We start from the raw sequence: 20,994 nt of genomic DNA, 5'->3' as shown, positions 1-20,994 counted from the left end.
TGCCTTGCCTGCGCACTAAGCGAGGTAGCGCACAGATCACTAAATGCTCTGTGGTTAATGTGCTAAGTAATGTTTCGGAGAGAAAAGAAATGACCGTCCACTCGCGCTGCAACTACACCGGCCTGTTCAGCAAACGCATCCCGACCCGTTCGATCGGGTCCGTGTTTGCTCCGTTCATTGCCCCGTTTGTTTCCCCGTTTGTTTCCCCGATTATTGCCCGCCTGAGCCGGTTCGGCCGCCGCTGAACCGGGGCGTAGCGCGCGGGCCGGCCCCGGCCCGCGCGCCAGTCTCAGGGCCACCTCACCGCGCCATCGATATTGCTTGAACTTTCGCACGCGTGTGCTAAAGTTCGGGCATGAACACCACCGCCAAAAGCGAAGCCACCTACGCCACCATCCTCGAGGCCGCCGTCGACATGGCGGCCAGCGAGGGTATCGGCAAGGTGTCGCTGGGCGAAGTCTCCAAGCGCACCGGCATCAGCAAGAGCGGCGTGTTTTCCCGCGTCGGCTCGCTCGAGGCCTTGCAGTCCGCCGTGCTGGACGAATACGACCGCCGCTTCGGGGAAGAAGTGTTCCTGCCTTCCCTGCAGGCCCCCAAGGGCTTGCCGCGCCTGGTCATGCAGGTGGAATTGTGGCTGAAGAAGATCGGCAACGAGACGGCGCGCGGCGGCTGCCTGTACACCGCGGGCGCCTTCGAGTTCGACGACGTGCCCGGTCCCTTGCGCGACCGCATCGAGGCCGGGGTGAACCGCTGGCGCGCGTCGCTGCGCAAGACCGTTCTGCAGGCCATGGAAGCCGGGCATCTGCGCCCGGACACCGAGCCCGAGCAGCTGGTGTTCGAGATCTACAGCCTGGCCATCGGCGTGATGCACGACGCGCGCTTCCTGCGCACCGGCGCGGTGCCGCGCCGGGCGCAACGGGCCTTCAACCGCCTGATATCGACCTACAAGAGTTTCAACGACCTGGAGTAGCAGGGGATGTCCGGATGGGACGGGCCAGGCCTGTCCCTTTTTTTGAAGTCATTTCGCACACCCGTGCGAAACGAGCTGTACGGAGGAGTCGATCATGTCTGCATTCTGGTTGCTGCTGGTTCCCGTCGCCGGGTTTGGGTGGCTTGCGCTGCGCGCCCTGCTGTGCGCGCTGCCGAGGTCGAACGAGGATTTCGTGTTTTGCTGAGGGAGGCAGCACGTCGATCAGCCACGGTTTTGTAGGGTGGTCGGCTTCGCCGACCGCGCGTCCAACTTGGGGATGCATTGTCGCGACGCATCCTTTAGCGCTCGTAGGGTGGGCGGGTTTCCCGCCCACGCGTTCAAGGCACGGGTGCGCCGTGGCGAAGCATCCAGTGCTTGAACGCGTGGGCAAGGAACTTGCCCACCCTACCACGGCAAAAGTCAGCGCAGCAGCTTCAGCCCCGGCGGCAGCGCGTCGCCCAGCATGCGGGTCTCGACCGCCTGGTCGAGTTCGACCACCTCACGCACCATCGCCGGCCAGGCTGGCGGTGCGCCGCTGGCCGCCAGGCGCCGCAGCACCTCGTCACGCACGGGCTGGCCGATGTCGCGCGAGCGGTCGCCGGTCATGCGCGCGATGTGGGCGGCGGCAAAGCCGGCCGGCTCGATTTTCTTCCAGTCGAGCTGGAACAAATCGTTCAGCCAGGCTTCGGCCGAGGCGCCCGGCGCCACCTCGTGCGCGGCGCCGTGGAAGGACTGGCGCGCGCCCACGCGGCCCAGGGCCCACAGGTAGCGCGCATGACGGGCCGCGGCGCGGGCATCGATCCTGGCGCCGGCCGGCATCGCCATGATTTGCCCGATCAGCCAGTCGCCGATCTCGGCCTTGTAGGCGGAAGGGATGCGTTCGAGCGAGGCGCCCATGCGCAGCATGTCGTCCTCGCTGCCGTCCACCAGCGTGACGGGACGGCGGCCGCGCTCGGCCGCGTCGGCCTGCAGGTTGAAGGCGAAGTCGTCGAGCAGGCGCAGCTGCGCATCGAGGGACAGGCCGCCGGCCACGCGCCGCCACAGCGTCCACCATTCGGCGCGCACCTGGCCGTCCTTGTGGTACTGCACCCCGGGCTCGAACATCGCCCACAGCTGCTCGATGCGCCATTCGTCGAGCGGGTGGCCGAAGCCGGGACGCAGGCAGTAGCCGGCCAGGTTCAGCCACGCGCGCTCGTGTTCGGCCGAACGGCGCCGGCCCCGGGCGCGCGCCAGCAGGGCGTCGAACAGGCGGCGCAGCAGCGGCGTGGTCCAGCGCTCGCGCGCGCCCAGCAGCTGCTCGAGCGTGGCGCGCAGCTGGCGCACCTCGCGCGGCTCGACCTGCTGCGAACGGTTGCCGAAGATGCGGTCGATGCGCGCGATGGCATCGATCAGTTCGGGCGGCAGCGCGGCCTCTTCGAGCGGTTCTTCCTCTTCCTGTCCGCGCAGCTGGAATTCGAGGCGCCAGCGCCGGGCTTCGCTTTCCTTCGGATCCTCTTCGGCCACGCAGAAGACCTCCAGCGTGCCTACTTCCGACAGCACGGCGGCCAGCTGTACCGGAATGTCGGTGCTGCGCTTGCTGCGCAGGACGGTCGAGATGGCCGGCAGGCGCACGATGTCGGCCGCCGGCAGGTCGAGCAGGTCGCCGGGCTGCGGCAGGATGCCGCCCGGATCGGCCGTGGACGACACCAGGTGGAAGCGCACCGGCCGTCCCAGCCGCAGGGCGAAGCTGCGGCCCGCCAGTCGCAGCTCTTCGCCGGCAGGGGCGCCACGTGGCAGCAGGCACACCGCGCGCAGCGTGTCGCCCGACTGCTCCGCATCCAGCAGCAGGTAGTAGTTGCGCGCCGAGCCGCTTTCGATGGACGGCGCCTGGCCGCTGCGCGCCAGCGAATAGGCGACGCCGCCGCGCGCCACGGCCACGTCCGGATCGTCGTTGTGCAGCACCCGCACGGGCGCACCGCGCCAGTTCGATAGCACATCGGCCAGGCGCCGGGCCAGCGCGGCGCCGCGGAACACGCCGCCGTTGAGCAGCAGCGCATCCGGCACCGGGAGCATGCCGTCGTCCTCGGTGTCCATCTTGCCGAGCGCCTCGCGCGCCGCCTGCGCATGCTGGCGCAGAAACGCCGCCAGGTGGCGCGTGATGGCCGGGTCGCTCGCATACGGCAGGCCGAATTCGACGATGCCGGCGCGCGCGCGCCTGGCGCCTTCCTGCGCTTCGTTGGGCGGGAAGAAGCCGTCCAGCACGATGCCTTGCACGTCCTCGCGCGTGATCGTGGCCGAGCGGCTGGCGCCGATCAGGCGCGCACCGCTGCCGAGCAGGGTCACGTTCACCTGTTCGGGCGCGTCGGGCGCGAGCAGCTGTTCCTTGGCGGCGCGGCAGCGTTCGGTGAGCTGGGCAAGGCGGCCTGCGGACAAGCGCTCCGTCGCGTTGTCACCCTTCAGGCGCGATTCGGCCAGGTGCGCCAGCGCGAGGTCCATGTTGTCGCCGCCGAGGATCAGGTGGTTGCCCACGCCAATCCGGGTCAACTTCGGCTGGCCATCTGCTTCCAGTTCGACCTTGACCAGGCTGAAGTCGGTGGTGCCGCCGCCGACGTCGGCCACCAGCACCAGGCGCGTGCCGGCCAGGTCGTCGGCCAGCGTGGCGCGGTGGCGGTACAGCCAGTCGTAGAGGGCCGCCTGCGGTTCTTCCAGCAGGCGCAGCTCGGGCAGGCCGGCCATGCGCGCCGCCTCCAGCGTGAGCGCGCGCGCGCCTTCGTCGAACGAGGCCGGCACGGTCAGGACGATCTGCTGGCGCTCGAGCGGCGCCTTGGGGAAGCGCAGGTTCCAGGCCGCGCGCAGGTGCGCCAGGTAGCTGGCGCTGGCCGCCACCGGCGACACTTTCGAGACGTCCGCATCCTCGGCGCCCCAGGGCAGGATGGGGGCCATGCGGTCGACGCCGGCGTGCGACAGCCAGCTCTTGGCGCTGGCCACCAGGCGCCCCGGCGTCTGGGCGCCGAGCAGGCGCGCCAGGCGGCCGACGGCGACCCGTTCGACGCCGGCCGGGTCCTGCTGCAACCAGGGGAGCTGGAGTTCGCCGGGGGCAAGCTCGCCCTCGGCCGGGTGATAGCGCATCGAGGGCAGCAGGGGCGCCGCGGCGACTTCGCCGGGCGCCACCAGCTGGTCGATGGCGAACAGATCGACCTCCGTGCCCGGTCCGGCGCCGGGCAGGGCGTAGGCGAGCACCGTGTTGGTGGTGCCCAGGTCGATGCTGACGAGGTACTGTGTCACTGCGCGCTTAGTGTGGCATCACTGCGGCATCACCGCGGCATCAGTGCTGGTCCGGCGCATTGCGCACGTCGAACTCGATCTTCCAGCGCTGGCCGTCGCGCGCCACCGCGGCCAGTTCCAGCGTGCCGGCGTCCGTCGCCAGCGCGTGCAGCTTGACCTGCACCACGTCGCCCGCAATACGTCCCTCAGCCGGAAGCGTTGCTTGAATCTCGTTCATCTCCTGCAGTTCGTCCGGGCCCCAGAATTCGAGCACCTCGCCGATGCGGTCCTGGCGGCGCGTGGTGGAACCGAAGAAGCGGAAGGTCACCGGCTCGCCCACCACCAGGCCGAATTCCTGGCCCGGCAGTTCGAGTTCGCTGCCTTCTTCCATGCCGAACGGCGCCACGCACAGGGCTTCGATCGGAGGCTCCATGCCGGGGATCGCCGGCATCGAGGATTCCACGCCGACGTAGTAGGAACGCGCCGTGCCGCCGCGGATGCGCACGCCGCCGCCGCGCCGCGCGTAGCTGAAGTAGGCCGCGCCGCGCGCCACCGCCAGGTCGAGGTCGGCGCCCTCCAGCACCCGCGCCGGTTCCGCGCCCTCCATGTACAGCCAGTCGTTGATGGTGTCCATCACGCGCTGGGCCAGGATGCTGGATTTGAACACGCCGCCGTTGAACAGCACCGCGCTCGGGTGCAGGAAGCTCGGTGCGCCGTCGCGGTGCTCCGCATTCACCTGGCCCGCAAAACCTTCCAGCTCCGCGGTGGCGCCGGCTTGGCGCGCCAGGAAGGCGGCCAGGTGCTTGGTGATCGCCGCGTCCTGCGCATACGGCAGGCCGACCTGGGTCAGGCCGGCGCGCTGGCGCGTGGCCGGACGGGCGGAGGCTTCCACGCGCGGGAAGAAACCATCAGTGATGAAGGCGGTGACTTCGTCGCGCGTGAGTTCGGTGCGGATCGAGCCGCCGATGAGCTTCGAGCCGCGGCTCGGCACCACGATCGGCCACACGGTGGCGTTGGCGTCGGCCAGCAGGTGTTCCTTGGCGCTGCGGCAGCCGTAGGTGAGGGCGCGCATCTGCCAGGAATCGAGCTGGGTGCCATTCGCCTGCAGCTTGCGCGCCACGAAGTGGGCCAAGGCGAGATCCATGTTGTCGCCGCCGAGCAGGATGTGGTCGCCCACGGCCACCCGGTGCGGCTCGAGCTTGCCGTCGCGCTCCAGGATCGCGATCAAGGAGAAGTCGCTGGTGCCGCCGCCCACGTCCACCACCAGCACGATGTCGCCGGCCTTGACCTGCTTGCGCCAGGCGCCGCCGCTGCCCTGGATCCAGCTGTACAGGGCCGCCTGCGGTTCTTCCAGCAGGGTCGGTTGGAAGCCCGCATGGCGTGCTGCTTCGGCGGTGAGTTCGCGCGCACCCGGGTCGAACGAGGCCGGGATGGTGACCGTCACCTGTTGCTGGTCGAACGGGGCGTCCGGATGGGCCGCGTTCCAGGCCTGGCGCAGGTGCGCCAGGTAGCGGGTCGATGCCTCCAGCGGCGAGACGCGCGCGACTTCTTCCGGCGCATCGTGCGGCAGGATGGCGGCGCGCCGGTCCACGCTCGGGTGGCTCAGCCAGCTCTTGGCCGAGGACACCAGGCGGATCGGGGTGGTGGCGCCGCGGCTGCGCGCCATTTCACCGGCGATGAAGCCTTCGCCGCCAGCGCTCCACGGCAGCGCCGTTTCGCCCGGCGCCAGTTCGTCCGGATGCGGCAGGTAGAGGAAGGAGGGCAGCAGCGGCAGCGCCTCGACCGTGCCCGGGCCGCTCAGCTGCGGGACGGGCAGCACGCCGTCGACGGTCTTCTCGCCATCGCTGGCCTGCAGGTCGACATACGAGAGGGCGCTGTGGGTGGTGCCGAGGTCGATGCCGATGGCAAAACGTGCCGACTGCGGGGCGTTTTCGATAGTGCTCACAGTTCCACCTCCGCCGGCGCCAGCACATGCGCGTCGTGCTTCTCGGCCAGCTGCGGCAGCTGGACGCGGGTGGCGCGCCAGCCGCGGTGCGACAGGGTGCCCTTGAACGGGGCCTGGCCGACCACGTTGCCGGTCAGGCGCACGCTGGCGGCGTCGAAACCTTCTTCCAGCGTGACGCGTGCGCCTTCGGCCTCGACGCGCACCGGCTCGATGCTGAAGTGCTCGCGCAGCACGCGCGCGCAGCCTTCGTGCACCACGCGCGCCGCGGCGCCGATGTCGGCGTCGGCATAGGCGCTCAGGTTTTCCTGGGCGAAGTCGATCAGGCGGGCTTCGCGCTGGAACAGGCTCAGCAGCTGCAGGGCGGATTCGGCGGTCGGCGCGCGCAGCGGCGCGGCGGTCGGGGCCGGCGTTGGGGCCATGGTGGGGGCAGGCGTCGGCGCGACGGTCGGCGCCGCGACCGGTGCGGCGACGGGACCGACCTGGTCATCGCGCACGCGCGCGGCGAATTCGGCATCGCCGAGCGATTTGAAGAAGGCGCCAAAGGCGATCGAAAGCCGGCTGAAAAAGCCCGGCAGCTGGGCTGGTGTGTTCATTCTTGATGTTCTGTAGGGTAAGGGACGGGCGCGCTGTCGGACAGCGTCGGGGCCAGGGTCCGGAAACCGCGCATGATACCAGTTTGTCTACAGCTGGGGCACGCGCATCCCCGATCCGTGCCCTCCCGCTGGCGGCTAGGAGGCCGCCATTTCGCGCATCTTGCGCCGGATCGCGCGTTCGCGGCGCGCTTCTTCCTGCCAGTCTTCGCGCAGCGCCCGCCACAGCGCAATGACCATCAGCACGATCACCAGCGCGAAGGGCAGGGCAAACAGGATGGTGGCGGTCTGCACCGCGTTGATGCCGCCCGCCAGCAGCAGGCTGATGGCGATGCCGGCGATCAGGACGCCCCAGACGAGCTTGGTTCGGGTGCTCGGGTTGGGATTGCCGCCCTGGCTCATCATGCCCAGCACCAGCACGGCCGAGTCGCCGGAGGTCACGAAGAACACCACCACCAGCAGCGTGGCCACCACCGACATGATCTGGCCGAAGGGCATCGCATCGAACATCGCGAACAGGGCGGTCGCCAGGTCGGCCTTGACGGCCTCGGCCAGCGGAACCTGCTGCCAGATCTCCAGGTAGAGCGCGGTGCCGCCGAAGATCGAGAACCAGACGAAGGCCGCCAGCGAGGGCGCCAGCACGGTGCCGAGGATGAATTCGCGGATGCTGCGCCCGCGCGAGACGCGTGCGATGAACAGGCCGACGAACGGCGACCACGAGATCCACCAGGCCCAGTAGAAGACGGTCCAGTTGGCGACCCAGCTGCTGTCGCGGAAGGGCGTGGCACGCAGGCTCATCCGGACGATCTCGCTGGCGTAGCTGCCCAGGGTATTGCTGAAGGTGTCGATGATCGCGACCGTCGGGCCGAGCAGGAACACGGCGAGGGCCAGCAGGGCCGCCACCACCATGTTGGCGTTGGACAGGAGCTTGACGCCGCGCTCGACGCCGCTCACGGCCGAGGTCAGGAACATGGCGGCGGTCACGACGATGATGCCGACCTGCGCGGCGGGGCTGATCGCGAGTCCGAACACGGCGTTCAGGCCGCTATTGATCTGCAGCGCCCCGACGCCGAGCGAGGCGGCGACGCCGAAGGCGGTGGCGACGACCGCCAGGCCGTTGAACAGGCCCGACATGGCGCGCACCGGGCGCCAGGGCAGGGAACCGGTGACGGTGCTGATCAATGGGCTGCCGGCGCGGCGGTACTGGAAGAAGGCGATCGCCAGCGCGACCACGCTGTACACGGCCCAGGGATGGAAGCCCCAGTGGAAGAACACGTAGCGCATGGCGGCGTTGGCCGCTTCCGGCGTGCCGGCGGTGACGCCGGGCGGGGCGGTGACGTAGTGGGAGATCGGTTCGGCCACGCCCCAGAACACCAGGCCGATGCCCATGCCGGCCGCGAACAGCATCGCGAACCAGCTGCCCACCGAGAATTCCGGCTCGTCGTCTTCGCCGCCGAGCTTGAGGTTGCCGTAGCGGCTGAAGGCGACGAAGGCCGCGAACAGCACCATGCCGAGCACCACCCACAGGTAGAACCAGCCGAAGTTGCGGGTGAGGGTGGCAAGCATGGTGTCGAACACGGAAGCCATGTTGTCGGGAGCGAAGATGCCCCATAACACGACAAGAAAGATAAAGCCCGCAGAGCAGAGCATTTGCATGAGTTTTCCTTATAGGTGCGTGCGGACGCAATTCCGGCGATCGGAAGCGAAGCCGCAGGCAGGTTCAGGCGAAGCAGTGGCCCGGCGCGCTGCTGCCGGGGGACTCACTGTCGCCTCGGGTTTGACGGACTGCCTGCATGTCAGGCAGTCGACAGGGACCGGTCGCGGCGGACACGTGTCGGCGCGATCGCCCGTATTGGCGAGGGAGGGATGCTGGCCCTGGGCCAGCGGCCAGGAGTGTAACACATCATGCATTTGCACAAATGTATGTGCAAATAAGCATGTGTTGAATGGCACTTGCTGAGGGCGCCTGCTGCCCGATGCGCATGGCCGCTGCGGGCGGCCCGGGAAATCACGGCGTCAGCGGAATGACTTCGTCGTCCGCCGTCGGCTCGCAGGCCGCGCCCAAGGGCTCCCAGCCGCGCCGCACCACGATGCGCTCCTGCGTGTGGCACAGCTCCACGCGCTGGGCCTGCGGCGCCCGGCGCCGCACGAAGGCTTCGATCGAGGCCGGCACGCTCACCTGCAGCGCGAGTGCATACTGGTCTTCCACCGGGTGGTCGTTCAGGTGCACCAGCGGCACGAACTGGCCGGCGAACATCATCCAGTGCGACGGAATCCTGACCGGACCGGCGGTGTAGCCCTGAACGCGCAGCCAGCCCTGGGCGTCTTCGCGCGGATGGCGGCTGGCGGCGCCGTCGAGCCCGCCCCAGGCGCTGGCGAGCAGTTCCGCCACCCACTGGTTGCAGTTCTGATAGCGGGTGCCGAAGGCATAGGCGTTGGCGCTGTACTGCCCGGCCAGCAGGGCCAGGGCCAGGCGCCTGTCGAGCGCGGCCTGCTCCAGCAGTGCGCCGTCCTGTTCCGGCAGGAACAGCAGCGAGATGTGGCCGCGGGTGGGGGCATCGGCCCCCAGCGCGAAGCCGGCGATGCCCTGGTCGAACAGGCGCGGACGCGACTCGTCGCAGGCGTAATACAGTTGGCGCACCGCCCAGGGGCCGCCGGGATTGTCGCGCAGCGCGATGCCGGCGTGCGAATACAGCTGGCCGAAGCGGCTCAGGTCGAGGCCGGCGCGCGCGATGAGGGCGACGCGCGCCCCGGAGCGTTCCAGCTCGGACTTGACCACGCCGGCGAAGCGCAGCACGCGGTCCTGCTCGGCGGCGCCGATGTCGATCGACTGCTGGCAGAAGGCCGGCAGCCCCGCCTGCGCGGCCGCGCTCGCGCCCAGCAGGAGCGTGGCGGCGAGCTGGCGAAACATCAGATCGTGACTTTGCGCGAGGCCAGGTCGCGGTACCAGTCGTCCTGCAGCGCCAGGAAGAAGGAGCGCTTGGTGTCGGCGTAGGCGAACTCGTAGCCGTACACGCGTTCGCTGACCTGCACCAGTTCGCCCTTGTTCACGCCGCGCCCGGCCAGCGCGCGCGTGGGCACGTCGAGGGTGAACTCGCGCGCCTGGCCGGCGGCCGCGCGCAGGGTCAGGCGGGTGGTGTCGGGCTTGGCCGGCGCCTGGGCGATGTCGATCACCCGGTAGTCGCCCGCAGCCACGCGGTCGTCGCCGCTCGAGCTGTTGCTGGAGGCGCCGATCGAATCCGAGATGCTGCCGGACGAGGCCGATCCGGCGCTGGACGCGGACGAAGTGAAGCTGGTGGCGCCGCTCGGGGCGACGCAGGCGAATCCGAAGGCGGCCAGGAACAGGGCGCGCGAGAAAGTGCTTGTTTTCATTGGAGGTTGTTGCCGGTGTGAGGGATGGCGCTATGGTACAAGTCCGGCGAATTGTTGAGAAGCCGGGACTGGCCGGAATTCTGTAAGTTGTTGTAATGGCCGCGACGATGCGGTGCATTGTGGGAACAGGCACAGGCACAGGCACAGGCAAAGGCACGCGATCGTGGAGCGATCGTCAGTCGATGAGCAGGAAGAACAGGCTGCCGTAGGCCAGCACGGCCAGGAGGATGACCAGCAGGATGCCCAGCAGGGGGTAGACGGCGATCCTGGAGCGGGATGAGCGACGTCGGGCGCGCTTGTTGTGCCGCTGAATGTGCCGCTGGATGTGCCGCGCGCCATTGCTTGCTTCGTCTGCTGGCTTGCTGGGGTTCATGCCGGCTTCCTGGTTGGTCCTGACTTCAAAAATAAGTTCCGGAGCCAGGTTTTTCAAGCGGTTTGCGCAAACCTGGAGCGAGCAGGCTGCGTTTTCTCGGGCCGTTGGTGCCGGCCTTGCGCCGTGGCATCGATAATCTTTCCGCTTGTGCACGGTAACGTACAGAAGGACGGGCGCGAAGGGGCGCATACTCGCGATATCGCATTTGTGATGAGCCAATCTAAGCCTTCGAGACCGCCATGCTGCCGACTTTCGTCATCCTGGTCGCCGTGATCGTCCTCGCGACGCTGCTCCCTTTGTTGCGATGCACTGGGTGGTGGATACGCGACCTGGATTTTCCGCGCCTGCAACTTGCCATCCTGTCGCTCGCCGTCCTGGTCGGGCAATTCATGTTGCGCGACTGGCGCGACAGCCATTTCTACCTGCTGCTGGTCGCCAACGTGGCCTGCCTGGCTTACCAGGCATGGTGGATCATTCCGTATACCAAGGCCTATCCCCGCGAGGTGAAAAACGCGGTGGTCGGCGGGGCGAACCGCCAGTTCCGCATCCTGACGGCGAATGTCTTGACGCCGAACCGGAATGCCGAGGGATTGATTGCCCTGATCCGGCAACACCAGCCCGATATCTTCGTCACGCTCGAAACGGATGCCTGGTGGCAGGAGAGACTGGATGTGCTCGAGAAAGACTATCCCCATTCGATCAAGTGTCCACTCGATAACCTGTACGGCATGCACGTGTATTCGCGGCTGCCGCTGGAAGACAGCGCCCTCCAGTTCCTGGTCGAGGACGACATTCCTTCGATTCATACCCTGGTCGTCCTGCCGTCCGGTCACAAGGTGCGCATGCATTTCCTGCATCCGACGCCGCCCAGCCCGACCGAGCACGAGGAATCCACCCAGCGCGATGCCGAGTTGCTGGTGGTCGCCAAGAGCGTGGCCGAGGCCGGCCTGGAAACCCCGGTGATCGTCGCGGGCGACCTCAACGATGTGGCGTGGTCGACCACGACCCGGCTGTTCCGCAAGATCAGCGGCCTGCTCGACCCGCGCATCGGGCGCGGCATGTTCAATACCTTCCATGCCGGCTACTGGTTTGCGCGCTGGCCGCTCGACCACCTGTTCCACAGCGAGCATTTCACGCTGTCGCACATCGAGCGCCTGCCGTATTTCGGCTCGGACCATTTCCCGATGCTGGTCGAGCTCACGTACGACAGCGCGCGCGGCGCCGGCCAGGAGGGATTGGTCGCGGACAAGGAAGACCAGGCGCTGGCGGACGAGAAGATCGCCGCCGAGGAGGTCGAGGTGGAAGACGTGCACGAACCCGATCCGGAGCCCCAGCCCCAGCCGCAACACCAGTCCTGACAGCGGCCGGCGGGCGGCCCCGGCTCAGGCCGTCGCAGCCCCGCTGACCAGCGCCTGGGCATACATTCTGAAATCGTCGAGCCCGCGCTTGAGGATCGTCACCAGGGCCGGCAAGGGCGCTTCCTGGTAGTCCCATTCGGCGCGGCAGAACTCGCCGGTGCGCTTGAGATCTTCGGCCAGCGTCGGCGCAATCCAGCCGTGCTCGGCCAGCAGGGTGATGACCTCGCGCTCGTCGTGCGGCAGGCCGAGCCTGGCATTGCCGATGACGTAGTCGCCCATCTCGATGGCGGCCTCCCAGGCGCGGATCACGTTGAGCGTGGCCGCGTCCTGGCGCGTGAGGTCGCCGGCGAAGGTGTTCGGGTCCTTCTCGTACTCGTCGCGCGCACGCCGGCAGCAGCGTTCGATGATGCCGGCCTTGTGTACCAGGATGTCGTCGTCCATCGCGTCCTCGCTTGTTTCAGTTTGCATCCCGACCATCAGACCAGGAACATCACCGCCGCCACGCAGGTCGGTCCCAGCGCACCCAGGAACAATCCGCCCATGCTGATCGAGCCGTCCTCGAAACCATCGCGCAGCAGGGCCGCGCCGGCCGGATTGGGCGCGTTGGCGATCACGGTGAGCCCGCCACCGGCGACCGCGCCGGCCACCAGCATGTACTTGGCATGGTCGGACAATCCATCGATCAGCGAACCGAGGTAGGTCAGGGCCGCATTATCGGTGATTGCCGTCAGGCCCAGCGCGCCGAAGAACAGCGCGGTCGGCTCCAGGCTCGACACCAGCGGCTGCAGCCACCATTGCTGCATGCCGCCCAGCACCACCAGCCCGGCCAGGAAAAAGCCGACCAGCAGGCCTTCCTTGAGGATCAGCGGCGACTGGTGCTTCGGATAGGCCTGGGTATAGCCGAGGAAGAACAGGAACAGGCCGATGAACAGGACCGGATGGTGCGCCAGCAGCACCACGCCGGCGAGCAGGGCCAGGTGGACGGCGGACACGATCCAGGGCATGCGCACGTCCTGCACCACGTTCCCCGGCAGGAGGTAGGGGCGCAGCAGCATGGTCACGACGGTGGCGTTGAACACCACGGCGACGGCGGCGCGCCAGCCGAAGGTCGAAGCCATGAAGGCGCTGTCCCAGCCCCAGGTGCTGGCCACCATCAGCACCGGCGGAGCGGCATAGGAGGTGAGGGTGCCGCCGATCGAGACGTTGACGAACAGCACGCCCAGCGCGCCGTACTTGAGCCATTCGGGCGTGCCCGACCGGAACACCTGGGGCGCCAGCATCAGGGCCGCCAGGGTCATCGCGGCCGGCTCGGTGATCAGGGAACCGGCCAGCGGCACCAGGGCCAGGCCGAGCCAGCACAAGGCCACTTCGGTGCGCACCGGCGCCAGCCGGGCCAGCAGGGCGAGCAGGTCGCGCACGGCGTCGAGCACCGGCTGCGAGGCGGCGATCACCATCACGACGAACACGAACAGGGGTTCGGTGTACTGGCGCGACTCGACGTAGCTGATGGCCGTGGCGCCATCGGCGAGCAGGGCCATGACGATGATCAGCACGAAGGCCCAGAAGCCGAACACGACTTCGACTTCGCCCAGCAGGTGGAACAGCCCGGCATGGCGCGGGTGGCGCTTGGCCAAGGAATAGAACAGCTTGGTGGAGAAGGTATGGACGAGGGCAATCGCGAACAGGATCGCGCCGGTGAGCTGGAGCGTATTCACTGAGCGACTCCGTGGTGTGGGAGAGACAGGTTAATCATTGTTGAGGCATAAATGGACGAGCCGCCATTATTTCATGATTTGCGCCGGGAGCCCGGTTTTCCGGGTGTGAGGCCCCTTTAGGTTTTGTCAATACCAGTGGCCCGACTGGTATGTCTGGAATGAATACATCTTGCCAAACCCGGGCTCAGCGAGTACTGTACGTTTATACAGTATTTTTGCCAATTCATCATGAACTGCTCATCCACTGCAGGGGCATCCCCTTTGGCGGCGCCGGAGGCCTTGCACCCTTCGCTCTGGCGCGCCTCGCAGTTGGCGCGCTCCGGCACGCGCTGCGTCGATACCGGGCATGCGCCATTGTCGTCCCAGTTGCCCGGCGGCGGCTGGCCCGTCGGTACCCTGGTCGAGTTGCTGCAGCAGCAAGCCGGCATCGGCGAAATGCGCCTGCTGCGTCCGGCCTTGCAGGCTTGCGCCGAGCGCCGCATCGTCCTGCTGCAGCCGCCCCATCCGCCCCAGGCCCTGGCGCTGGCCGCGCTGGGCCTGCCGCCCTCGCAACTGTTGTGGCTGCGTACCAGCCGCAGCGCCGACGCCTTGTGGGCGGCCGAGCAGGTGCTGCGCAGCGGCAGTTGTGGCGCGCTGCTGTTCTGGGCCAACCATGCGCGCGGCGAAAGCCTGCGCCGCCTGCACCTGGCGGCCCAGGCCGGGGAAACCCTGTTCTTCATGCTGCGTCCGCTGGCCGCGGCGCAAGATGCTTCGCCCGCGCCTTTGCGCCTGGGTTTGCGTCCGGCGGCGGGCGGCATGCACATCGACTTCGTCAAGCGCCGGGGGCCGCAGCGCGATGCGCCGCTGTTCCTGCCGCTTGGTTTGCCTCTTACTTCTTCTCTCTTGCAACGACATGCGTTTATGGATCGGCCTGTCACTACCCCAGCTGCCGCTCGAGGTCTTCAGCCCCAACTGGTGCAGTGACACGGGCAGCGTCGTGCTGGAGCAGGAACGCGTGCTGGCGGCATCGCCAGCGGCGCGCGCGGCCGGTGTCGGGCGCGGCATGCGGCGCGGCGGCGTGCTCATGCTCATGCCCGAGGCACGCCTGCTCGAGCGCAGCGCCGCACGCGAGGCCGAGGCACTGGACGCGGTGGCGCTGGCGATGCTGCAATTCACGCCCCAGGTCGCCCTGCTCGATGAAGCCACGCTGCTGCTCGACATCGGCGCCAGCCTGCGCCTGTTCGGCGGCATCCGCGCCTTGTGCGCACGGGTGCGCGCCAGCCTGCGCGCCCTCGGTTTCAGCGGCGCGCTCAGCTGCGCGCCGACGGCGCGCGCCGCCTGGCTGCTGGCGCGCGCCGGGGCGCATGCTGCGGCGCATGGCAGCGGGCCGGGCGGGGGGCAGGGCGGCGCGCGCGGCGCTAAAAGAATCCACGCACGCTCGTTGAAGATGGCCTCGCTCGAGCGCCGCCTCGACCGCCTGCCGCTGGCCTTGCTGCCGCCGGCCCGGCCCTACATGTCCTGGTTCGAAGGCATCGGTTGCGAGAGCCTGGCCGCGCTGCGGCGCCTGCCGCGCCCGGGCCTGCAGCGGCGCTGCGGGCGCGCGCTGCTCGACATGCTCGACGCCGCCTACGGCATGTGTCCCGAGCTGTTCGAATGGGTCGCACCGCCCGAGCGTTTCCAGGCCCGGCTGGAACTGTTCGACCGCGTCGAGCAGGCCGAGCTCCTGCTGGCCGGGGCCCATCACCTGGTATTGCAGCTGGTCGGCTGGCTGTGCGCGCGCCAGCTGGCGGTGGAGCGCATCACCTTGCTGATGGAGCACGAGCGCGGCCGGGTGGCGATGCCGCCGACGGCGCTCGAGATCGCCCTGGCCGAGCCGACCTGGCGCGACGAGCACCTGCTGCGGCTGCTGAAGGAGCGGCTGGCGCGGCAGGAGTTGCCGGCGCCCGTCATCGGGCTCGCGCTGGAAGCCGGCCAGGTGCGGGCGATGGCGCCGCCGACCGAATCGCTGTTTCCCGAGCCGGGCGGCAGCGAGGAAGACCGCATGCGCATGATCGAGCTGCTGGTGGCGCGGCTGGGGCCGGAGAACGTGCTGCAGGCGCTGCCGCAGGCCGATTACCGGCCCGAGGTCGCCAACGAATGGGCGCCGGTGCGGCAGCAAGCCCGGGCAGCCGCGCATGCCGCGCGGCTGCCGCCCGACGTCGCCAGCCTGCCGCGTCCCAGCTGGCTGCTGGCCAAGCCGATCGCGCTGCTGATGCGCAACCACCGGCCCTTCTACGGCTCGCCGCTGAAGGTGGCTTCCACGCCCGAGCGCATCGAGGCCGGCTGGTGGAGCGACACCCAGACCCGCGACTATTTCATCGCGGAAGGGCAGGACCACACGCTGTACTGGATCTACCGCGAACGTATCGTCGGCGCCGGCGACGATGCCGAACCGCGCTGGTTCCTCCATGGGCTGTTTGGGTAGGGGGCGCAGCCGTCCGCAGCACGCGCGTCCACACCGGGAGGCCGGCGCAGAAAACGCATCCCTTGCTGCCATGTCGCTGCCCGGCCATCGGATTGTCGCGCGGCGTGGTGGAAGAACGGGCCGATGGCCTCACCCCAGGATTGTCTTGACCATCATCTATGTTGCATTGCAAAATAGAGGCCCATGACACTCCCCACCCTGCTACCCCGACCCAATCCGCGCCCAGTGTGCCGGGGCGAGTGTGCACGTCTTGTGCAGCAGGGTTTGAAAGCAGTCGCGTATCCAGGCTCTGGCCTGCCTCGTGGTTATTTCTGCTCAGTCACCCCTCCGTAATACCTTCCCGCCAGGTCGATGTCGCAGGCGCAAGCCTGCGTATCGAGTCTGCATATCGAGCGCTCCTCTTGCATCGTTCGTCCGCTGTGCGTCCATGGGTCGTCCAGCGTGAACGGCTTTTCCTCGCACGCGGCCGTATTGGCCGGAAGGTATCCGTATGTCCCTACAAAAAATTCGTGAAGCGTGGTTTTCGAATATCCGCAATGACCTCCTTGCCGGTCTCGTCGTCGCGCTCGCGTTGATTCCCGAAGCGATCGCGTTTTCCATCATCGCCGGCGTCGACCCGAAAGTCGGCCTGTATGCCTCGTTCAGTATTGCCGTCATCACCGCCATCGCAGGCGGGCGCCCAGGCATGATCTCGGCCGCTACCGGGGCGATGGCCCTGGTGATGGTCACCCTGGTCAAGGAGCATGGCCTCGACTATCTGCTTGCCGCGACCGTCTTGACCGGCGTCCTGCAAGTCGTCGCGGGCTGGCTCCGACTTGGCGTGCTGATGCGTTTCGTCTCGCGCTCCGTGATCACAGGTTTCGTCAATGCGCTTGCGATCCTGATCTTCATGGCGCAGTTGCCCGAACTGACGAACGTCACCTGGCATGTCTACGCCATGACGGCCGCAGGATTGGGCATCATTTATCTGTTCCCGTACATCACCAGGTCGCTGCCTTCGCCGCTCGTTGCCATCGTCGTGCTGACGGCCATCGCCGTCTACTTCGGCATCGACATTCGGACCGTCGGCGACATGGGCACGCTGCCGGACAGTCTGCCGCTGTTCCTGCTGCCGAATATTCCCCTCACCCTGGAAACGCTGGCCATCGTCTTCCCGGTCTCGGCGACGCTGGCCGTGGTTGGCTTGCTCGAATCGATGATGACCGCCTCCATTGTCGACGACCTGACCGATACCAACAGCAACAAGAACCGTGAGTGCGTGGGCCAGGGCGTGGCCAACATCGCCACCGGCTTCCTGGGCGGCATGGCAGGGTGCGCCATGATCGGCCAGTCGGTGATCAACGTTAAATCGGGAGGCCGTGGGCGGCTGTCGACCTTTGCCGCAGGCGTGTTCCTGTTGCTGATGGTGGTGTTCCTCGGCGACTGGGTTGCGCGCATTCCGATGGCCGCGCTGGTCGCGGTGATGATCATGGTGTCGATCGGCACCTTCAGCTGGGATTCCATTCGCAAGCTGCGCGAGCATCCGAAGAGTTCGAGCACGGTCATGCTGGCCACCGTCATCGTGGTCGTTGCCACCCACGACCTGGCGAAGGGCGTACTGGTTGGCGTGCTGCTGTCCGGCTTCTTCTTCGCACACAAGGTCGGTCGACTCCTGCGGGTCCGCTCGCGGTCGTTCGACGAAGGCCGCGGACGCCATTACCTGATCGCAGGCCAGGTGTTCTTTGCTTCAGCCGAGCGCTTCGTCAATGCCTTCGACTACAAGGAAGTGATCGAGAAGGTGCGCATCGATGTCGGTCACGCGCATTTCTGGGACATCACCGCAGTCAGCGCACTCGACAAGGTGGTCATCAAATTCCGTCGCGAGGGCGCGGAGGTGGAAGTCATCGGGATGAACGAGGCAAGTGCAACCCTCGTCGACCGGTTCGCCGTGCACGACAAGGAAGGTGGCGAAGACATGCTGGTGGCGCACTGAAAGGAACAATGACCATGACTCATGAACTGAAGATCCTCGCCGCTGTCAGCCAGTCGGTGCTGGCTGGGCATGTCGCCGACTATGCAGCCTGGGCGGCCACGCGCCTGGCTGCGCCGCTCGAATTGCTGCACGTGCTCGAGCGCCACCCGGAGCGGGCGGAGGGGGCCGACCGAAGCGGGGCGATCGGTGTCGATGCGCAAGAAGCATTGCTGTCGAAGCTCGCGACGCAGGACGAACACCAGGCCAGGTTGTTGCGAGAGCAGGGACGCTTGCACCTGAACCGCTTGCGCGAGCGTGTGCTGGCGGCCGGCACGGCCGAAGTCGACGTGCGACAGCGTCACGGCAGCCTGGAAGACACCCTGGCTGAACTCGGCGCACAGGCGCGCCTTGTCGTGATGGGGCGGCACGCCGAGCGGCCTGCGGCGCCCGATGCCGCGTTCGAGCGCGTGATACGTGCCTTACGCACGCCGGTCCTGGCCGTGCCTGGCCCGTTCAGGGAGCCCAGGCGCGTCATGCTTGCCTTTGATGGGGGCATTGCCAGCCGCCGCGCGGTCGACCTGCTTGCAGGGAGCACCCTGTTCCATGGGAGCAAAATCGACTTGCTGATGTCCGGCAAGGAGACGTTCCGCGCCTCTGGCGATCTGGAATGGGCGAGACGGACCTTCGAGGCCGCAGGGGTGGAAGTCGACGCCCGGCTGGCGCCAGGCAATGCCGGCGAGATGATCGCAAGGGCGATAAAAGCAGCCTCGACCGACTTGCTGGTCATGGGCGCCTACTCGCATTCCCCATTGCGCTCCCTGCTCTTCGGGAGCCGAACCAGGGAACTGTTGCGCGCATTCTCGATTCCTGCTTTGCTGATGCGCTAGGTGTGATGTTTCCATACGTCATGGACGACATGCGGTCCACAAGCGCTGCGTCACGTGAACCGCCAAGGCAGATCAGGCCGCGAACCGGAATGAACGGACTCTTCCTTATCCGAGATAGAGCGAGATGAGGGCGAAGAAGACGAAACCGGCGGCGAAGGCGGCGGTGGTGACCAGGCGCCGGGTCTCGGGCGCATCGGCTTCCGGAACCAGATCCTCGATGGTGGCCAGCAGGAGCATGCCGACCACGAAGGCCAGCGCCGCATTCTGCAGCTGGACCTGCTGCCCGCGCAGCAGCCAGAAACCAAGTCCGGCGCCGATCAGGACCGGCAGGGACAGGGAAGCCGCCGCGGCGAGGCGCACCGGGCGCGACACGCCCTTGTCACGCAGATTGGCAAGTGCGACGAAGCCTCCGGGGATATTGGCGATGACCTGGCTGAGCGCCAGCATCAAGCCCAGTCCACCGGCGACCGCGGAGCCGATGCCGACCATCAGTCCGTCGCCGATCAGGTCGACGGCGACGGCGAGGTACACCTTCCACGGTCCCGTTTCGCCGAGTTCCAGTGTGTGGACCGCGCGCCTGACGCCCTTGACCATCGCCACCGATGCCGCCGCTCCCAGCACGAATGCCAGCGCCAGCTGCCACGGCGCAATGTCTTGCAAGATCCGAGGCATCAACTCCACGCTCACGACCGCGCTCGCCACCCCGGCCGCCGCATGCAGCAGTGCGCCGATGGCATTGCGGGAAAGCCGCCACCACTCGGCCGCCAGCGAACCCAGCAGCATACCGCCGACGGGCAGCAAGGCGAGTCCCGCCAGTTGCCAGATCTCATTGCTCATCAACGTTCATCCCTGATTGCCCGGTGTGCCTGTCAAGCTGCCTTGACCGTACCACATCTTCGCCACGCCAGGCCCGCGGTTGACCTCGGCGCCGAGGAGCGCGCCATCGTGACGCCACTGCGGTGTACCTTGCAGGATGTCCAGCCCAAACCTGAACGCGATCTCGCCGCCTGCCGGCGCAAGCCGACCCGACCATTACGACAGGAAAACGACCATGACCCCCTACGACGATCTCGGCACGATCGACATCGACGCCGGCCGCAAGCCGATGCACATGACGCGCATGCCGGCGCACGGGAACCGGGGCACTGCCTGGCACGGGGGCCAGCCTTGCGGCCACCCGACCCCGGCATGCCGCTGAACCGTGGAAACCGATTTCAACTTTGCCAACGCTGCCGGTCGCCAGTTGTCCGGCGTCCTGGCGCGGGGCCGCGGGCCGGTGCGGGCCTGGGCCGTGCTGGCCCATTGTTTTACCTGCGATAAAACCTCGCTGGCGGCCACACGGCTCAGCCGTGCGCTGGCCGATCTCGGGGTGGGGATCCTGCGTTTCGATTTCACCGGCCTGGGCGAGAGCGAAGGCCGGTTCGGCAAAGGACTGTCGAGCGACATCCAGGATGTGATCTGCGCCGCCCGGGCCATGTCGGCGCAGGGGATGCCGCCGCAGCTCCTGCTCGGCCACAGCTTCGGCGGCGCCGCGGTGCTGGCGGCGGCGGCCGATCTGGAGATGGTCAGGGCGGTGGCCGTGATCGGGACGCCATTCGGCGCCGAACATGTGTTGACCCACATCGCCCCGGCGCTGCACGACCTGCCCGAGGGCCAGCGGGTGCCGGTGTCGGTCGGCGGCCGCGACTTCGAACTCGGTGCGGACTTCCTTCGCGACATCTGCGACCAACCGCAGGCGGCCCGGATCGCCGCACTCGGCCGCGCACTGCTGGTGCTGCATTCGCCGCTCGACGACATCGTATCGGTCGAGAATGCCTCACGCATCTTCGTGGCCGCGCGGCATCCCAAGAGCTTCGTCTCGCTCGATCGCGCCAACCACCTGCTGACCCGCAAAGCCGATTCCGACTATGCGGCGGCGGTGATCGCGGCCTGGGCCGGTCCTTACCTGCGACCCGCCTCCGAACCCGCGGCCTTGCCGGACGACGCGCCGGAAACTGCCGGGCGCGGGTGACCGGAGCGGCAACGGTGCCGCAGCGAGAGCCCATCCATACCGCGCCGCCGCGGCGGCGGCGCGGTAAGCGGGCGCTTCGAACGGGCCGATTGCGCGATACTAAACGCGTATGGCGCGGCGCCCGACGGGCGCCTGT

General features: G+C 67.8%; 19 protein-coding genes. 9 read left to right on the top strand and 10 right to left on the bottom strand.

Annotation, left to right across the window (positions count from 1 at the left end; genetic code table 11):
* Positions 1–89 precede the first annotated feature (89 nt).
* Positions 90–245 carry a hypothetical protein gene (locus IM543_18480; GenBank protein QOY93520.1) on the top strand — a complete coding sequence of 52 codons (156 nt, stop codon included), beginning with the start codon at positions 90–92 and terminating at the stop codon, positions 243–245.
* 110 nt (positions 246–355) lie between these two features.
* Positions 356–970 (top strand): TetR/AcrR family transcriptional regulator, encoded by a 615-nt coding sequence (locus IM543_18475; GenBank protein QOY93519.1) that lies wholly within the window; start codon positions 356–358, stop codon positions 968–970.
* A 420-nt stretch (positions 971–1,390) separates the two neighbouring features.
* On the opposite strand, the gene IM543_18470 is transcribed toward IM543_18475, so the two are convergent.
* The 7 genes from IM543_18470 to IM543_18440 all read right to left on the bottom strand — a co-directional run bounded on the left by IM543_18470 (position 1,391) and on the right by IM543_18440 (position 10,550).
* A complete protein-coding gene (locus tag IM543_18470; GenBank protein ID QOY93518.1) occupies positions 1,391–4,234 on the bottom strand; it encodes a hsp70 family protein in 2,844 nt (947 codons plus the stop codon).
* A 40-nt stretch (positions 4,235–4,274) separates the two neighbouring features.
* The gene (locus IM543_18465) at positions 4,275–6,149 is read right to left on the bottom strand and encodes an Hsp70 family protein (protein QOY96750.1); all 1,875 of its coding nucleotides are present in this window, start codon (positions 6,147–6,149) and stop codon (positions 4,275–4,277) included.
* Between the two features lie 5 nt (positions 6,150–6,154).
* Positions 6,155–6,751, bottom strand: coding sequence for a DUF2760 domain-containing protein (locus IM543_18460; protein QOY93517.1), 597 nt, complete (start codon positions 6,749–6,751; stop codon positions 6,155–6,157).
* Positions 6,752–6,886: 135 nt separating this feature from the next.
* Positions 6,887–8,404, bottom strand: a complete 1,518-nt coding sequence (locus IM543_18455; GenBank protein ID QOY93516.1) for a BCCT family transporter — start codon at positions 8,402–8,404, stop codon at positions 6,887–6,889.
* A gap of 352 nt (positions 8,405–8,756) precedes the next feature.
* Positions 8,757–9,659 (bottom strand): DUF2145 domain-containing protein, encoded by a 903-nt coding sequence (locus IM543_18450; GenBank protein ID QOY93515.1) that lies wholly within the window; start codon positions 9,657–9,659, stop codon positions 8,757–8,759.
* Positions 9,659–10,120, bottom strand: coding sequence for a hypothetical protein (locus IM543_18445; GenBank protein QOY93514.1), 462 nt, complete (start codon positions 10,118–10,120; stop codon positions 9,659–9,661). The genes IM543_18450 and IM543_18445 overlap by 1 nt, the downstream gene beginning before the upstream one ends.
* A 175-nt stretch (positions 10,121–10,295) precedes the next feature.
* On the bottom strand, positions 10,296–10,550 hold the full coding sequence (locus tag IM543_18440; protein QOY93513.1) for a hypothetical protein: 255 nt from the start codon (positions 10,548–10,550) through the stop codon (positions 10,296–10,298).
* Positions 10,551–10,732: 182 nt separating this feature from the next.
* On the opposite strand from IM543_18440, the gene IM543_18435 reads away from it, so the two are divergent.
* Positions 10,733–11,851 carry an endonuclease/exonuclease/phosphatase family protein gene (locus IM543_18435; GenBank protein ID QOY93512.1) on the top strand — a complete coding sequence of 373 codons (1,119 nt, stop codon included), beginning with the start codon at positions 10,733–10,735 and terminating at the stop codon, positions 11,849–11,851.
* 24 nt (positions 11,852–11,875) lie between these two features.
* On the opposite strand, the gene IM543_18430 is transcribed toward IM543_18435, so the two are convergent.
* Both IM543_18430 and IM543_18425 read right to left on the bottom strand, forming a co-directional pair.
* Positions 11,876–12,292 carry a DUF86 domain-containing protein gene (locus tag IM543_18430; protein ID QOY96749.1) on the bottom strand — a complete coding sequence of 139 codons (417 nt, stop codon included), beginning with the start codon at positions 12,290–12,292 and terminating at the stop codon, positions 11,876–11,878.
* A 35-nt stretch (positions 12,293–12,327) separates the two neighbouring features.
* Entirely contained in the window at positions 12,328–13,566 is a 1,239-nt protein-coding gene (locus tag IM543_18425) for a putative Na+/H+ antiporter (protein QOY93511.1), read from the bottom strand.
* Positions 13,567–13,794: 228 nt separating this feature from the next.
* Between IM543_18425 and imuA the strand changes: the two genes are divergently transcribed.
* The 4 genes from imuA (at position 13,795) to IM543_18405 (ending at position 18,847) form a co-directional block, all read left to right on the top strand.
* Entirely contained in the window at positions 13,795–14,529 is a 735-nt protein-coding gene (gene imuA, locus IM543_18420; GenBank protein ID QOY93510.1) for a translesion DNA synthesis-associated protein ImuA, read from the top strand.
* The gene (locus IM543_18415) at positions 14,459–16,009 is read left to right on the top strand and encodes a DNA polymerase Y family protein (GenBank protein QOY93509.1); all 1,551 of its coding nucleotides are present in this window, start codon (positions 14,459–14,461) and stop codon (positions 16,007–16,009) included. The genes imuA and IM543_18415 overlap by 71 nt, the downstream gene beginning before the upstream one ends.
* Positions 16,010–16,499: 490 nt before the next feature.
* Complete coding sequence (locus tag IM543_18410; protein QOY93508.1) at positions 16,500–17,981, top strand: SulP family inorganic anion transporter; 1,482 nt, start codon at positions 16,500–16,502, stop codon at positions 17,979–17,981.
* 14 nt (positions 17,982–17,995) lie between these two features.
* Entirely contained in the window at positions 17,996–18,847 is an 852-nt protein-coding gene (locus IM543_18405; GenBank protein QOY93507.1) for a universal stress protein, read from the top strand.
* A 105-nt stretch (positions 18,848–18,952) separates the two neighbouring features.
* On the opposite strand, the gene IM543_18400 is transcribed toward IM543_18405, so the two are convergent.
* Positions 18,953–19,684 carry a hypothetical protein gene (locus IM543_18400; protein ID QOY93506.1) on the bottom strand — a complete coding sequence of 244 codons (732 nt, stop codon included), beginning with the start codon at positions 19,682–19,684 and terminating at the stop codon, positions 18,953–18,955.
* Between the two features lie 214 nt (positions 19,685–19,898).
* Between IM543_18400 and IM543_18395 the strand changes: the two genes are divergently transcribed.
* Positions 19,899–20,045 (top strand): hypothetical protein, encoded by a 147-nt coding sequence (locus tag IM543_18395; GenBank protein ID QOY93505.1) that lies wholly within the window; start codon positions 19,899–19,901, stop codon positions 20,043–20,045.
* A 3-nt stretch (positions 20,046–20,048) separates the two neighbouring features.
* The gene (locus IM543_18390) at positions 20,049–20,858 is read left to right on the top strand and encodes an alpha/beta hydrolase (protein ID QOY93504.1); all 810 of its coding nucleotides are present in this window, start codon (positions 20,049–20,051) and stop codon (positions 20,856–20,858) included.
* The last annotated feature ends 136 nt before the right edge of the window (positions 20,859–20,994 follow it).

Source organism: Massilia sp. UMI-21 (assembly GCA_015277795.1).
GTDB lineage: Bacteria > Pseudomonadota > Gammaproteobacteria > Burkholderiales > Burkholderiaceae_D > Telluria.
The sequence above is the reverse complement of the archived record's forward strand: the minus strand, read 5'-3'. Positions and strand labels throughout refer to the sequence as shown.